Genomic DNA, 14,972 nt, shown 5'->3' on the forward strand with positions numbered 1-14,972 from the left:
GAGTAGTGGCGTTTGAACTTCTGGTTATCGTTGTAAGCTATTTGCTTGGCTCTATCAGCTTCAGTGTATTGCTCGCCCGGCTGCTTAAAGGCATCGACATCCGCCAATATGGAAGCGGCAATGCGGGGGCAACCAATACACTGCGGGTAATGGGGAAGGGACCGGCCATACTGGTGCTGTTTCTGGACGTACTGAAGGGAATTGCCGCAGTCTGGCTTGGAACATGGGCCGGCGGCTGGGGAACCTGGATTGCAGTGGGCTGTGGGATCGCTGCCATCATCGGGCATAATTGGCCGCTCTATTTTCACTTTCGCGGAGGGAAAGGCATTGCAACGACAATTGGCGTAATGGCTACGCTTGTATTTTGGCCTGCACTGATTGCTGGATTGATTGCTATTCTGGCAATCGTTCTGACCCGGTATGTGTCGCTGGGTTCTCTGATCTTCGTGGCATTGACACCGGTATTTCTGCTGTTTACCGGGTTCACAACGCCTGAGCTATGGGGTAGCCTGATTATCGCACTGTTTGCGTTCTGGCGTCACCGCAGCAATATACTTAAGATTTCACAGGGCCGGGAGAACAAAATCGGCTCCAAAGTTAAGGAGGCGAATCGCGTTGTCTGATAAAGTAACCGTGCTGGTCGCGGGCAGTTGGGGAACTGCGCTGGCCACTGTGCTGGCGGCTAACCACTCGGAGGTTTATCTGTGGACGCGAAAGCCCGAACAAGCTGCCGAGATTAATGAAGCCCATACGAATCATCATTTTCTGCCGGGAATCACTCTTCCTGCGAACATTATTGCCACTACGGACATGGAGACGGCTGTTTCCGGTTCGAAGGCAGTAGTTATTGTTGCGCCTTCTTCCGGAATGCGCCAGGTTGCGCACAGCCTGAAGCCCTTCTGGAAGGAAGATATGCTCTGTATTCATGCTACGAAGGGCTTTGAGACGGAGAGCATGAAGCGTATGTCGACAGTGATCTCAGAAGAGCTTGGCTGCAATGAAAGTCAGGTCGTTGTCCTCTCCGGCCCGAGTCACGCGGAGGAAGTAGTACGGCTCTGTCCGACTACCGTTGTGGTGGCTTCACCTGACGATAGCCGTGCCGCTGCAGCGCAAGGACTGTTCATTAACAATGACTTCCGGGTATATACCAACCGCGATCAGGTCGGCGTAGAGCTGGCTGGCGCACTGAAGAATATTATCGCGCTGGGTGCAGGGCTATCGGACGGGCTGGGCTTCGGGGACAATGCCAAAGCAGCGCTTCTTACCCGCGGCTTGGCCGAGATTTCCCGTGTTGGCGTAGAGCTTGGGGCGAACCCGCTGACCTTCTCCGGTCTTGCCGGACTCGGTGACCTTGTCGTGACGGCGACCAGCCAGCACAGCCGCAACTGGCGTGCCGGTTCCATGCTGGGCCAGGGCAAGCCGCTGGCAGAGGTGCTGGAGTCCATGGGCATGGTAGTGGAAGGTATCCGGACAACGGAAGCTGCTTATGCGATATCGCTTAAATTAGGCGTGCAGATGCCGATTACGGACCAGATTTATCATGTGCTGTTCAAGGGAAGAACACCGCGTAATGCGGTGGAAGCCTTGATGGGCCGTGACCGCAAGACAGAGATGGAAGCCATTTCACAGGAAACCTGGGAGCAATGGCATTCCTGATCGCGTTCACCTTTTGCCGGAGAGCCTCATATGTTGTATTGGGGATTGACGGAGGAGGGATGAATAGTGAGCAGAGATTTTTCCAAGGATGCTTTGAACGCCATTAACAAGAAGGCGGGCAAGAACATTACGGAAGGTGCCATCAAGAAGCTGGCCGGGACGGTCAAGCCGGGCACCACGCAGAATGAAGCCCAGCTCCGCCAGTTAATTAAGCAGGTGTCAGCAATGGCCAAAGTGCCAGTCAGTGAAGCTACCGTGCAGGAAATCATCAATGCCGTTAAAAAAGGCGGCGCGGGTTCCGGTTCGATGGAGTCTTTAATGAAAATGCTGCTGAAAAAATAGCATATCATGCATAAAGGAGCCACCCCTCCAGGGCTGGCAAATTGCTTGTCTGCTTGTGTAGGGCAAAAACCCGGGAATCTAGCCAGATTCCGAGGTTTTTGCTCTTTTTTTAATATAAAGACTTATAATATCTAAGGTTTCACGCTATAATAGTCGCAATCCGGGTATAGTGAAATGGGGGCGCATGGACTATGGATCCAATGACGAAAATGTGGCTGTCTCTGATTGCGGTACTGATTATGGGTTTATCCGTTTTTTTGATTACATTTGCACGCAGCAGGACCAAGGGCTGGCTTAGAGGCGTACTATCCGTACTTGCATTTGTGATTATGCTGATCGGGATATTAGGCGGAGCCGCTTCAATTATGTAAGCATTTACAATACACTCAGACAGACGTATTTCTGACAGAATCGATTGATGATTTTACAGGAATGGAGCGTGTGTTGATCTATGACCGGTTCAGGAATCCCCTATGCACTTGAGACAGCGCTGGGCAGCATAGTAGAAGATTTAGAATACTACGGGCTGGGCAAGCCCCCTGTTTGGCTTCTGGGAGGGAGCTGCGGGCTGCTGCTGCACGGGGCCCAACTGGCTGTCCCGCCGCGTGATATTGATGTCTATTGCGACCTGAAGGATACCTGGCAGCTTCATCAATCCCTTCTCCGGTATGCAGTCAGTCCGCCGGAAGAGGATTTCAGCGGAAGCTGTTATTCACTGCGCGCTCTCTATTTCATGGGGGAGGCCAAGGTTGAACTGGTGGGCGGGTTCAGAATGGGCAGCGGCGAATGGCAATATTCAGTGGATGCCGGCATGCTGCAGCAGTATGCCCCGGTACGCAATTACGAAGGGATTGGCCTTGTGCGTCTGATGCCGGTGGTTCATGAGCTGATATTTAATCTGCTGCGGGGCAGGGACGCGCGCTGCCAGGCAATCGCGGGGCTGATCAAACAGGATAAGGCCGCCCATCTCCCGCTGCTGTATCAGTTAATTCAAGAGAACCATCTGGAAGATCACCTGCAGGCGAAGCTGGAGGCATTGCTGGAGATATCCACATCCATAGAGATTTAAGATGAACCAAGGAAGGAACAACATCATGGCATCTCATAAAAAAATAAATGTCACTTTCCTGCCCGACACCCGGCGTGTCTCCGTGCCACATGGAGTATCGCTGCTTGAGGCGGTACACAGAGCCGGAATCGTTCTGCCCACCCGCTGCGGCGGTAAAGCCGGATGCCTGATGTGCAAAGTGTCAGTAGATCCCGGAGAGTCAGCAGCGCTGAGACCTCCTTCAGATGCCGAGAGACGCAAGCTGGGCAGCCTGCTGGATCAAGGCGTCCGTCTGGCCTGCCAGGCCGCTGTCTGGGAGGATGTGAGCGTGCACATTCCCGAGGACCCGCTTAAGGCGGCCGTACGCCGCAGACTGGAAGCTGCGCGCCGTGGAGAAGCAGAGGACTTATGGTGACTGGGAAGGCTTAGCAGATAACCAGAGAAAGGGGGCGTATTTATCAACTCCATGTATCAGGTGAAACGCCGGCAATCACTGAGAAGAGCAGCCCTGCTGCCTTGGGTTGCCCTGCTGCTATGGTCACTTGGCGGCTGCATGTATCCCGGGGATTCTGAGCAGCGGCAGCCCGGCAGCGGGTACCGCGAGAGTGTGAAGCGGGTGCAGGCAGCGGTAGATGACTATCAGGAGCAGGAAGGCCTGCTTCCGATTAAGACCAGCGATGAAGCAACGCCAAGATATGAGAAATTCGTGGTCGATCTGAATAAACTGCAGCAGGCAGGGTACCTGGATGAAATACCGGCAGCGGCTTTTGAGAAGGGCGGCAGCACGTATTTTCTGATTCTGGACGAAGAAAGTGATCCTCAGGTGAAGCTGATGGACCTGGTGACCGTGCAGAAGGTTAACGATGTACAGCGCAAGGTTAACCTCTACAAGTCCGCACATGGTGGAGAACTGCCGGCGGAAGAAGAAGTGTATCCGGGCCTCTCTGCAATTGATGCCAAGAAGGCGGGAACAGCGTCTATTAAGCTGAACAGTGTGTATTCCGGCCAGGCCCTGCAGTTCCTTATGGACAAGGACGGTACGGTATATGCCGATTACGGTGCGGATATCAGCTCAGCTATAGATAAGAATGGCGGGGCGCCTGAGGCAGACCGCGACTTGCGTCTGGAGCTGGAGCAGGCGTCGTATTACGTGCCCGTTAAGTCATTGCCTTATTTGTGGGTTGACGGCCAGCCGGTTCCGCAGGCTCCGACGGAATAGAAGCTTTAGATCAGCACCGGATTATAATTTCGGTGCTTTTTTGTATTTGTACAGAATTTATTCAGTGTAAGCCCTGCAGTTAGATTCGCTCCCCCGGCAGTTGTCCACGGATTTACTGATTATTTTGGCAGTCCGCAGCGGCAACCTGGTGGATCAAGGCGTAAATAGTTTGGAGTGCACGATGTTTAGTTGTATTTCGTGCAGTTAAAAGACGGTGAAAAAACGGATTTTTCAGATTAACTGTATTCTGTACAACTAAAATTAGCGGAAAGCCCTTTTTTCGCGTTATGGGGATTTTTAGATGTAGAAAATACAATTAAAGCTCTAGCGGCATGCTAATCGACCGCTTTAGTTGCACAAAATACAGTTAGAGCGTGCACTCAAAACAAAATACCTGAGTCAAACCATATAGTGGTTCTAGGCGAAAACCCGGCTTCATAGGATTGATGAGAAGACTTCCGGGCGTCGTGACGCATTGGCGTGCTAGAGCGGGCATACAAAATTTCAACTGCAAAATGCACGGACGAGGGTCATAAATCCGTTCTGGATACATATGATGATACTAGTCCAAATGCATGTCCGAGCATTCGGAGTTTAGCGCGGGGCAACATGTTCCGCCTCAGGCAGTAGCTAGGCTTCGGGCGGGCAAAGCTTAGTCCGGTGGTTGTCCTGCAAGGGTCAGTTTGCCGGCGGAACGCGAAGTCGATGCTCTTCAGGCATTTTTTCTTCGGAGTAATATGAGGAGGGGATCTCTTTTGGAAAAAGTGGATATTTTCAAGGACATTGCCGAGCGTACCGGCGGAGACATTTATCTCGGCGTCGTCGGCGCGGTTCGCACGGGGAAATCGACATTCATCAAACGGTTCATGGAAACGATTGTTCTTCCGAACATCACAAGTGAAGCGGACCGGGTAAGAGCAGTGGATGAACTGCCGCAAAGTGCGGCGGGCAAAACAATTATGACCACTGAGCCCAAATTTGTACCGAATAACGCGGTGCAGATCAAGGTGGCAGAAGGTCTGGAAGTCAATGTCCGGCTGGTCGATTGTGTGGGTTATGCGGTAGAAGGTGCCAAAGGCTACGAGGATGAGAATGGTCCGCGTATGATCTCAACACCGTGGTTTGAGGAACCGATTCCGTTCCAGGAAGCGGCTGAGATCGGTACACGCAAAGTGATTCAGGAGCATTCCACACTCGGTGTGGTAGTGACAACCGACGGTACGATTGCTGAAATTCCCCGGAACTCGTATGTGGATTCCGAAGAGCGCGTCATCGCTGAGCTGAAGGAGGTTGGCAAGCCGTTTGTGCTTGTAATCAACTCCACCCGGCCGCGCAGTGAGGAAGCACAGCAGCTGCGCAACGAGCTCGCACTCAAATATGATATTCCGGTAATGACACTCAGCGCCGCCAATATGACGGAAGATGATGTGACCGGGGTACTCCGTGAAGTGCTGTATGAATTCCCGGTACATGAAGTTAATGTCAATCTGCCAAGCTGGGTTATGGTGCTGGGCGAGAATCACTGGCTGCGCAGCAGCTATGAGAATTCTGTCCGCGATACGGTGAAGGATATCCGCCGCCTGCGGGATGTGGACCGGCTCGTCTCCCAGTTTACAGAATATGATTTCATCGACAGGGCTGGCCTCAGCGGCATGAACATGGGCCAGGGGGTAGCGGAGATCGATCTATACGCTCCTGAAGAGCTGTATGACCAGGTTCTCATGGAGGTGGTCGGCGTGGAGATCCGCGGCAAAGACCATCTGCTCCAGCTGATGCAGGACTTCTCCCATGCCAAACGTGAGTATGACCGCTTCTCGGAAGCTCTGGAGATGGTCAAAACTACAGGTTATGGTATAGCAGCCCCATCCCTGGCTGAGATGGCTCTGGATGAGCCTGAGCTGATCCGTCAGGGCTCCCGCTTCGGGGTCCGGCTGAAGGCTACAGCACCTTCGATCCATATGATCCGGGTCGATGTCGAATCTGAATTCTCGCCGATTATCGGCACAGAGAAGCAGAGTGAAGAGCTGGTGCGTTACCTGATGCAGGACTTTGAGAATGACCCGATCAAGATCTGGGAATCGGATATCTTCGGCCGTTCCCTGCATTCCATCGTCCGTGAGGGCATCCAGGGCAAGATTGCCATGATGCCGGATAATGCCCGCTATAAGCTGCAGGAAACGCTGGGCCGGATTATTAACGAAGGTTCAGGCGGACTGATTGCCATAATTCTCTAAATGTAAGCAGGCCTAGCGATAAGAGCGGAAGAATTTCCGCTCTTTTTTGCTGCTGATTTTTAAGATTTCGAAGATAGCTTACCGGCGGGCAAAAGGGGGAATCTCCCAGGGAAGACTCCGATTTTACGGAATAATTGGTAGTAATAGACTGCGCGAAACCCCGAAAACATGTGGAAAAATGCTACTTTCTGCTCCTTTTTTGAGTAACGCCTTGAAATTATGGGTGGGCTGTATTACTATAAGTTTGTTGCGCTTCTAGAAGAGAGGCGCCAGTATCCAGTAATAAACGGGATTATCACGTATATTTTGCGTTGAAACGGAAACAGTGTATGATACCGGAAATTTGCCCAGGGAGGTGAGAAAACATGAACAAATCAGATTTGATCAACGTAGTTACAGAAGCAACTGAACTTCCCAAGAAAGATGCTACTAAAGCGGTAGATGCCGTTTTCGAAGCTATCACAGGTGCACTGCAAAGCGGAGATAAAGTACAGCTGGTTGGATTCGGAAACTTTGAAGTGCGCGAACGTTCCGCACGTAAAGGCCGTAACCCACAGACTGGTGAAGAAATCGAAATTCCTTCGAGCAAGGTACCGGCATTCAAACCCGGTAAAGCGCTGAAAGACGGAATCAAATAGAGATTTCTACATATCTATCCCATAGTCTTTGAATAACAACTATGCCGCCCTCCAAGGCGGCATTTGTTTTTTAGAAGCTTAGGCTTACCATACTTTAAGGAGGATCACAAATGACTGAGAAGCACAATGAAGTGAATCCTGCACCATCAGGCAGCGATTATATCGTAATCAAAGCCAAAGAGAACGGAGTTCAGGTCATCGGACTGACAAGGGGCCTGGATACCCGCTTTCACCATACGGAGAAGCTTGATAAAGGCGAAGTCCTCATTGCCCAATTCACAGATCATACATCAGCAATGAAAATCCGCGGGAAAGCTGAAATCTGGAGCAAACACGGACAATTAGAGAGTGAAAGCTGAGAAGCAGGCATAGCCTGCTTTTTTTCAAAATATAACTAGATATAGGGCTGTCTGCGGTTCAATATAATCCTGCTGCGCAGCGGAAATTCTGAGTAAGGGGGCTTGTCATGAACCGTAGCTGGCTGATTGGAACTGTCTTGCTGCTGACCGCGGCATCTACCATGCTGCTGCCTCAGCTCGCCAGTCTCGGGGCAGTCCCCCAGGGCGCCTATGGTACAGTGGAGACTATAAGCCGGGATAGCACCGTTCTGGGCGATGACAATCTGGTAGATAGGCTCGGGGAGATTCCCTTTAGCCTGGTTATAGACAAGGCAGGCTGGAAGGACCTGGTGTTAACCCTGGATCTTAAGGTGACCGGCAATGACCACGAACCGCAGGAGCTGTATCAGAACATGGCGCTGGCGATTGCTTTTGCCTTTCAGGAGACCGGTAATGTCAATCAGCTGCTGCTCCGAGTGGTGGCTGAGGATAAATGGCTGGATACCCGCCGCCTGCTGCTGGCTGGTGACATCCGCCGGGAGGAATGGTCTCCCCGGCTGCAGGATGAGCTGCAGAATGCCGGCAATTCCCCGCTGCCCGATTCGCTGAAGAACGGCTTCCGCATTAGTGAAAGCGAGCTGTGGAAAAAACAGTTCATTTATCCCTGAAGTGGGTAAAAGAAACTAGAATGCACGACCGTGCGTGACCAAAAAACATGTGATATAATAGACAAGATTGTGAACAAAGAAATAGTCAAACGTCAATGGCTTCGGAGGCTGAAATGAAACCGTACCGCATACCGCAACTGGCTAAACCCTACACCGACTACGACATGATTCAGCGGCATACGGAATTGCCGCCGTTCTCAGACGGGCGGGGTCATTTGTTATATATTTTTCTGGGTCACGGCCGGAGTGCCGGATTCCAGAGTGGAGAGCTGTTCACTCTGGTGACCGGGCTTGTGCAGCTCGGGCTGGACACACATGAGAGCATCGACCGTTATCATGATGAGCCCGGCGGTGATATGATGCGTTCCCGCCAGCTTAAGGTGCTGGCCGGCGATTACTTCAGCAGCTGGTTCTATCACCTGCTCGCCAAACACGAACAAATTGAGATGGTGGGTATTCTAAGTACGGCTATCGCTGATTTTAATGTGATGAAGGCTAATCTTTACGGCAAGATGAAAGGGCTGCTTTTCACAGCCGAACAATATTTGAAGCACACGGTACAGCTCAATATGAGGCTGTTTCTTTCTTTTACACCGATGATTGAGGAGCCGCTCCGGGATAGCTGGGAGAAGCTGCTGGTGGAGTTCAGCCAGTGCGAAACCGTAACGCAGGAGCTGCGCCGCGGCGCAGACCCAGTAAGTGCTCTGGAAGGCTACTGCTACTGGAAGGTGCTGGAGTCGGCGACGGAAGAGGAGCGCCAGCTGCTGGGAGAGCAGGAACTGGATATCAGGGACTGGAAGAAGCTTAAGCTAAGAAGCAAATGTGATGCCCTGCTGACAGACAAGCTGCATGCATCGCTTGAGTCCATTCAGGGCTTGCTGCAGGGTATCAAGGACGAGGAACTGATCAGTGAGCTGAGTGCTGCGCTGGACCGCCTTCTTCTGCAAATGAAAATTTCCGGACAAGCTGCCGTGGAGGGTTAGAGGATGACTGTAGATAAAACTTCCGTTATGGGTGACCAAGGCATCAAGCCGAAAGAACAATTCGTACATTCCGTATTTGAGAGCATTGCCGGCAAATACGATTTGATGAATGATATCTTAAGCTTCCGCCGCCACAAAGCGTGGCGCAAGTTTACAATGCGCAAGATGAACATGAAGCGCGGGGATTCGGCAGTGGATCTGTGCTGCGGGACCTGCGACTGGAGCATCGCCCTGGCTGAGGCCAGTGAGACCGGCTGTGTCATGGGACTGGATTTCAGTGCAGGCATGCTGGAGGTCGGCAAGCGCAAGGTAGAGGGGCGCGGACTCCAGGACCGGATATCCCTGATTCAGGGTAATGCGATGGATCTGCCCTTCGGTGATAATTCCTTCGATTATGCGACGATTGGCTTCGGACTCCGCAATGTGCCTGATCCCGTTCAAGTGCTGAACGAAATGAAGCGTGTGGTGAAGCCGGGCGGTATGGTGGTATGCCTGGAGCTTTCGAAGCCGATGAAGCAGCCGTTCAAGGGGATTTATTTTTTCTATTTCCAGCGTGTGCTTCCGTTGCTCGGCAAGCTTTTTGCCAAGCGGTATGAGCAATATAAGTGGCTTCCCGAGTCACTCGCCCTGTTCCCGGACAGAGAGCAGCTGGCAGTGATCTTCCGTGAAACCGGCTTGCAAAAAGTGGAATCCTTCCCCTTGACCGGCGGCATCGCGGCATTACATATTGGGCTCAAGGAGAACAGCAATGTTTAAGAAAATCGGCATCTTTCTACAAATGATTAAATTTGAACATACGGTTTTTGCATTACCCTTTGCTTTTATGGGCGCTTTGCTCGGATCGGTCGTAATGTTTGGTGAACTGCCTTCCTGGAGCCAGATCGGCTGGGTTGTGATTGCCATGTTCGGTGCACGCAGCGCGGCTATGGGGCTTAACCGGCTGATCGACCGGATCAGCGATGCGAAGAATCCCCGGACAGCCGGGAGAGCGATTCCTGCAGGACTGCTGAAGGTTGGAGAAGTATCGCTATTTATCGCCTTCTCGTTCTTTTTGCTGTTCTGGGCTGCTTTTAAGCTGAATCCGCTGTCAGCGAAGCTGCTCCCGATTGCTGTTTTCCTGCTGGTGTTCTATTCGTTCACGAAACGCTTCACCTGGGCTTGCCACCTGATTCTCGGTCTTACGATCGCGCTTGCGCCGCTCGGAGGCTGGGTTGCCGTTACGGGCACTGTAGACTGGACCTCCATGGTATTCTATTTCACTATCGTCTTCTGGACAGCGGGTTTTGATATTATTTATTCCTGCCAGGATGTGGAATTTGATCTTAAGGAAGGTCTTTACTCTATTCCTGTCCGCTTCGGAGTTGCCCGTGCGCTTCTTATTGCCAAGGTGTTTCATCTGCTTACGGGAATCGGATTTGTATCGCTGCTCTTTATTACCGAATTGAGCTGGTGGTATGTGGCAGGTATGCTGATTGCCTACATTATTTTATTTTATGAGCATTATATCGTATCCCCGAGCGACCTCAGTAAACTGCAGACGGCGTTTTTCACAATGAACGGGGTGCTTAGTATTGTAGTCTTTTCCTTTACTCTGATTGACCTGGTGGTGCAGTTCTACAAATGACCGAGCTTAAGCCTAAAAATTTCGTGGTTGGCATTACCGGCGCGAGCGGAGGGATCTACGGCATCCGGCTGACAGAAACCCTGCTCTCGCTCGGTTACACGGTACATCTGGTGGTTAGCAATGCTGGCTGGCGCGTCTTCAAAGAAGAATTAGGCTTCACGGCCTCAGACCGGGAAGGGTTTCTGGACGGGCGGTTCAGCAGCTATCCCGGTTCTCTTCTGTATCACCCTATCGCAGATATTGGTGCTTCGATTGCCAGCGGCTCCTTCCGGACGGAAGGGATGATCATTATGCCTTGCTCGATGGGAACACTGTCTGCTGTAGCGCAGGGCAGTTCTGACAATCTGATGACGCGGGCTGCAGATGTCATGCTGAAGGAAGGGCGCCCCTTGGTGCTTGTTCCCCGGGAGACACCGCTGCACGCGATTCACCTGGAGAATATGCTGAAGCTGTCCCGGATGGGAGTCAAGCTTATCCCGGCGATGCCGGCGTTTTATTTTGGACCCGCAACAATCGATGATCTGATTAATTTCATGGTAGGCAAAGTGCTGGACAGCTTTAATATTGAACATACTTTATTTCGCAGATGGGGGGAATGAAGGATGACACATCCAGAGCACACCGTTATCGGTAAAATCAGTTACACCAACTCATGGCCGGTATTTCATAATTTCCATCCTTCTTCTCTCAGCTTCCCGGCAGAGATGGTGAGTGAAGTACCCGCCATTCTCAATCTAGGCATGGCCGACGGGAGCATACATGTAGGCGCATTATCCTCCTTCGCGTACGCAGCGGCCAGCGACCGGCTTCTGCTGCTTCCGGATTTGTCCGTCAGTGCTGACGGGCCGGTCAAATCGATCCTGCTCTTCTCAAGAATGCCGGTGCAGTCTATCGGCAGCGGCAGGATCGCCGTAACGAATACATCGGCCACTTCTGTCAATCTGCTGAAAATTCTGATGGACAAAGCTATAGGTGCCACCCCTGAATACATCAGTGTCCCTCCTGATCTGAACGAAATGATGGATCAGGCAGATGCCTGTCTGCTGATCGGGGATCATGCCATCCGGGCATCCTGGCAGGATCAGGGATATTACGTAACGGATCTGGGTGAGCTATGGAAGGAATGGACCGGACTCAGCATGACTTTTGCCGTCTGGGCAGTTAACCGCAGGGCTGCTTTGCGTAATCCGGAAGCGATTGCCGAGATAGCGGAAGCCTTTGCGGTCAGCAAAAGACGAGGCCTGCGTGAGCTGGCGCCAATTACACATGAAGCCTGCTGCACCATCGGAGGTACTGCATCCTATTGGAATGATTACTTCCGTAATTTATGTTACGACTTTGGGGAAAGGCAGCAGGAAGGTCTGAACCTCTATTTCCGCTATGCCTATGAAATGGGCCTGCTGCCGCAGGAAGTGAAGATGGAGCTTTGGAGCCACAATCTGCTGACACGGGTGAAAGAATGAAGCGAATGCAAATATTCGGCTTGCTGAACAAAGATATGGATCAGATTGAAAAGGAACTGTACCGCAGTGTCCAGGGTGATGATGACCTGCTGACAGAAACCTCGCTGCACCTGCTCAAGGCGGGAGGCAAGCGCCTTCGTCCGGTATTTGTCCTCATGGGCGGCAAATTCGGACAGTATGACCTCGACAAGCTGAAGCGTGTAGCGATTCCGCTGGAGCTGATACATAGCGCTTCACTTGTCCACGATGATGTCATCGACGATGCTGAACTCCGGCGTGGAGAGCCCACCGTCAAGGCGAAGTGGGGCGACAAGATCGCCATGTATACCGGCGACTATATCTATGCCAAGGCACTGGTCATGACTTCGGAGCTGAAGAATCCCCGGATTCATCAGATTCTCTCCAAAGCTATGGTGGAGATGTCGATCGGAGAGATGGAGCAGATTCGTGATTTCTTCAACAGCGGGCAGAGCGTGCGTCATTACCTGCGGAGAATCCGCCGCAAGACAGCACTGCTGATAGCCGTCAGCTGTCAGCTCGGCGCCCTGGCTGCAGAAGCAGAGCCGGAGACAGCAAGGCTGCTCTATAATTACGGATACAACGTGGGGATGGCGTTTCAGATCCGTGATGATCTGCTCGATCTTTCCGGAACGGAGAAGCAAATCGGCAAGCCGCCGGGCAGCGATATGCGCCAGGGCAACATTACATTGCCGGTGATTTACAGCCTGCAGGACTCAAGGCTGCGCGAAGGACTGATGGAAGAGCTGGAACTGATCCGCGGGGGGAATGGCGGGGTTGGCCGTGCAATCGACCTGATCCTTTCCGGGGACGGAATTGCCCGTGCGGAGGAGCTGGCTTCCCGCTACATCGCCAAGGCGCTTGAGGCGCTGGAGCAGCTCCCGGGCAACCGGACCAAACGTAATCTGCGCGACATCGCCTTTTTTGTCACAGGACGCGCTTATTAATCTGGCAGCTTCCGCAGATTAAGCGTTCACAGATGACGAGGTTTCTGATAATATCAGAAAATGAACAACCTGATTATGCAATCCCGTATAGACAAACCTAGCATTCATTAAGAATTGGGGAAATGGAGAGTGACTCTATGGAACAAACGTATCTGATGATCAAACCGGACGGTGTACAACGCGGATTGATCGGGCGTATTGTCGCCCGCCTGGAGGATAAGGGATTCAAGCTGGTTGCGGCGAAGCTGATTACCATTACGGAAGCACAAGCCAAGAAGCACTACGCAGAGCATGAAGGTAAAGATTTCTTCCCGGAACTGGTAGGCTTTATCACCTCCGGTCCTGTGTTTGCCATGGTATGGGAAGGCGATGATGTGGTGACGTTGTCGCGTCTGCTGATCGGCAAAACCAAAGTGGGCGAGGCATTGCCGGGAACGATCCGCGGTGACTATGCCAGCCACACCCCGCTTAATTTGATCCACGGATCAGACTCGCCGGAAAGCGCAGCACGTGAAATTGCCAATTTCTTTGCTCCGTCTGAACTGGCCCAGTATAACAAAGACATCTCAGTCTGGATGTAAGGTCCGGCGGAAGACAGGAGAATATTTATGGCAGAACGTGAAGAACCCGCATTAACCCCAGACCCGGATTACACCGGATTTATTCATAATGTCAAACAGAGCACCGGAATTGATCTCGCCCAGTACAAGGAAGCGCAGATGAAGCGGCGTCTTACGACGCTCCGCATGAAGAACGGTTACAATTCTTTTAGTGATTTTTATGCAGCAATGATGAAGGACAAGGCTTTATTCTATGAATTTCTCGACCGGATGACCATTAATGTCTCCGAATTCTGGCGTAATCCGAACCGCTGGGAAGTATTAAGGGATGTTATTCTGCCTGATCTTCAGCGTTCCGGCCGCAGACTGAAGCTGTGGAGTGCCGCCTGTTCTACCGGAGAAGAACCGTATACACTGGCGATGATCCTGTCAGACAAGAATATTCTGGCCCAGACTGGTATTCTGGCTACGGATATTGATGACGGGGCCTTGGCCAAAGCGAAGCAGGGGTTATATCTGGAGCGATCCTTGAAAGATGTCCCTAAAGATGTGGCTGACCGGTATTTTACTCCGGAGGGACCCGTGTTCAAGGTCAGTGAAGGACTGAAGAAGAGTATCGATTTCCGCAAGCAGAATCTGCTGCTCGATAAGTTTGATGAAGGCTTCGACCTGATCATCTGCCGGAATGTAATGATCTATTTCACAGAAGAAGCCAAGAATAAGCTGTATCACAAATTCTCGGCCAGCCTGCGTCCCGGCGGCTATCTGTTCGTGGGCAGCACGGAACAGATTTTCACGCCTGCGCAGTATGGCTTCGAATCTACAGAAACCTTCTTCTACCGCAAGAAGTAGGCAGCTGCTGCTTATCCGCAGGGCCTGTCACTACAGGTATACTTTAACTTCTTTTCAGTGATACTGAAGAGTAGAAACCGTATGCCAAGTGAAAGGTCGTTATATTAGATGGACAAAAGCAAGGTTATAGCCGCGTATCGACGCGGCTTCCTCACAGTCCGCGAATGCGGACAGGTTCTCGGGATTGAGGAGCTGCAGCTGCAGAGCCTGCTTGCAGCGGAGGAGGGCAGAACCGGCAGCCTGCCTCCCGCACCGGGTGACCGGCAGCTGGAGACAGGCTCTTAGGGCGGGGATGCACAGCAGCGCCGTTTCTGCTCGAAAGAGCAGAAGCGGCGCTGTTCTTGTTTAGGAATAGAGTGGCTCTTTAAGGTGATCACTTTCT

General features: G+C 52.0%; 20 protein-coding genes. All 20 read left to right on the forward strand.

Going from position 1 to position 14,972, the window contains the following annotated elements; all coding sequences use genetic code 11:
* Positions 1–5: 5 nt before the first annotated feature.
* On the forward strand, positions 6–623 hold the full coding sequence (gene plsY, locus NYE33_RS17540) for a glycerol-3-phosphate 1-O-acyltransferase PlsY (RefSeq protein ID WP_039301782.1): 618 nt from the start codon (positions 6–8) through the stop codon (positions 621–623).
* Entirely contained in the window at positions 616–1,656 is a 1,041-nt protein-coding gene (locus tag NYE33_RS17545; protein WP_039301785.1) for an NAD(P)H-dependent glycerol-3-phosphate dehydrogenase, read from the forward strand. The genes plsY and NYE33_RS17545 overlap by 8 nt, the downstream gene beginning before the upstream one ends.
* 66 nt (positions 1,657–1,722) lie before the next feature.
* Positions 1,723–1,998 carry a stage VI sporulation protein F gene (locus tag NYE33_RS17550; protein ID WP_039301788.1) on the forward strand — a complete coding sequence of 92 codons (276 nt, stop codon included), beginning with the start codon at positions 1,723–1,725 and terminating at the stop codon, positions 1,996–1,998.
* A gap of 191 nt (positions 1,999–2,189) precedes the next feature.
* Positions 2,190–2,369, forward strand: a complete 180-nt coding sequence (locus NYE33_RS17555; RefSeq protein WP_039301791.1) for a DUF2768 family protein — start codon at positions 2,190–2,192, stop codon at positions 2,367–2,369.
* 80 nt (positions 2,370–2,449) lie between these two features.
* On the forward strand, positions 2,450–3,067 hold the full coding sequence (locus NYE33_RS17560; RefSeq protein ID WP_076243348.1) for a hypothetical protein: 618 nt from the start codon (positions 2,450–2,452) through the stop codon (positions 3,065–3,067).
* 25 nt (positions 3,068–3,092) lie between these two features.
* Positions 3,093–3,461 carry a 2Fe-2S iron-sulfur cluster-binding protein gene (locus tag NYE33_RS17565; RefSeq protein WP_042138629.1) on the forward strand — a complete coding sequence of 123 codons (369 nt, stop codon included), beginning with the start codon at positions 3,093–3,095 and terminating at the stop codon, positions 3,459–3,461.
* A 51-nt stretch (positions 3,462–3,512) separates the two neighbouring features.
* Positions 3,513–4,265 (forward strand): hypothetical protein, encoded by a 753-nt coding sequence (locus tag NYE33_RS17570; protein WP_445669784.1) that lies wholly within the window; start codon positions 3,513–3,515, stop codon positions 4,263–4,265.
* Positions 4,266–5,020: 755 nt separating this feature from the next.
* Entirely contained in the window at positions 5,021–6,499 is a 1,479-nt protein-coding gene (spoIVA, locus tag NYE33_RS17575) for a stage IV sporulation protein A (protein WP_039301803.1), read from the forward strand.
* Between the two features lie 365 nt (positions 6,500–6,864).
* Positions 6,865–7,137 carry an HU family DNA-binding protein gene (locus NYE33_RS17580; RefSeq protein ID WP_019909963.1) on the forward strand — a complete coding sequence of 91 codons (273 nt, stop codon included), beginning with the start codon at positions 6,865–6,867 and terminating at the stop codon, positions 7,135–7,137.
* Positions 7,138–7,247: 110 nt separating this feature from the next.
* Positions 7,248–7,496 carry a trp RNA-binding attenuation protein MtrB gene (gene mtrB / locus NYE33_RS17585; RefSeq protein ID WP_042138627.1) on the forward strand — a complete coding sequence of 83 codons (249 nt, stop codon included), beginning with the start codon at positions 7,248–7,250 and terminating at the stop codon, positions 7,494–7,496.
* A gap of 107 nt (positions 7,497–7,603) precedes the next feature.
* Positions 7,604–8,143: a hypothetical protein gene (locus tag NYE33_RS17590; protein WP_042138626.1), complete on the forward strand. Its 540-nt coding sequence runs from the start codon at positions 7,604–7,606 to the stop codon at positions 8,141–8,143.
* Between the two features lie 113 nt (positions 8,144–8,256).
* Positions 8,257–9,126: a heptaprenyl diphosphate synthase component 1 gene (locus NYE33_RS17595; protein ID WP_341066801.1), complete on the forward strand. Its 870-nt coding sequence runs from the start codon at positions 8,257–8,259 to the stop codon at positions 9,124–9,126.
* Between the two features lie 27 nt (positions 9,127–9,153).
* On the forward strand, positions 9,154–9,882 hold the full coding sequence (locus NYE33_RS17600; protein ID WP_039301884.1) for a demethylmenaquinone methyltransferase: 729 nt from the start codon (positions 9,154–9,156) through the stop codon (positions 9,880–9,882).
* Entirely contained in the window at positions 9,875–10,750 is an 876-nt protein-coding gene (locus NYE33_RS17605) for a UbiA-like polyprenyltransferase (RefSeq protein ID WP_039301813.1), read from the forward strand. The genes NYE33_RS17600 and NYE33_RS17605 overlap by 8 nt, the downstream gene beginning before the upstream one ends.
* Entirely contained in the window at positions 10,747–11,349 is a 603-nt protein-coding gene (locus NYE33_RS17610) for a UbiX family flavin prenyltransferase (protein WP_076243346.1), read from the forward strand. The genes NYE33_RS17605 and NYE33_RS17610 overlap by 4 nt, the downstream gene beginning before the upstream one ends.
* A 3-nt stretch (positions 11,350–11,352) precedes the next feature.
* Positions 11,353–12,213: a menaquinone biosynthetic enzyme MqnA/MqnD family protein gene (locus NYE33_RS17615; protein WP_341066803.1), complete on the forward strand. Its 861-nt coding sequence runs from the start codon at positions 11,353–11,355 to the stop codon at positions 12,211–12,213.
* Positions 12,210–13,178 (forward strand): polyprenyl synthetase family protein, encoded by a 969-nt coding sequence (locus tag NYE33_RS17620; RefSeq protein WP_039301818.1) that lies wholly within the window; start codon positions 12,210–12,212, stop codon positions 13,176–13,178. The genes NYE33_RS17615 and NYE33_RS17620 overlap by 4 nt, the downstream gene beginning before the upstream one ends.
* Positions 13,179–13,315: 137 nt before the next feature.
* Positions 13,316–13,759 (forward strand): nucleoside-diphosphate kinase, encoded by a 444-nt coding sequence (ndk, locus tag NYE33_RS17625; protein WP_039301819.1) that lies wholly within the window; start codon positions 13,316–13,318, stop codon positions 13,757–13,759.
* A gap of 27 nt (positions 13,760–13,786) precedes the next feature.
* Positions 13,787–14,590, forward strand: coding sequence for a CheR family methyltransferase (locus NYE33_RS17630; protein ID WP_039301821.1), 804 nt, complete (start codon positions 13,787–13,789; stop codon positions 14,588–14,590).
* Between the two features lie 108 nt (positions 14,591–14,698).
* Positions 14,699–14,875, forward strand: coding sequence for a hypothetical protein (locus NYE33_RS17635; RefSeq protein ID WP_171716680.1), 177 nt, complete (start codon positions 14,699–14,701; stop codon positions 14,873–14,875).
* The last annotated feature ends 97 nt before the right edge of the window (positions 14,876–14,972 follow it).

The organism is Paenibacillus sp. FSL R10-2199, assembly GCF_038000235.1.
Classification (GTDB): Bacteria; Bacillota; Bacilli; order Paenibacillales; family Paenibacillaceae; genus Paenibacillus_AQ; species Paenibacillus_AQ phytohabitans.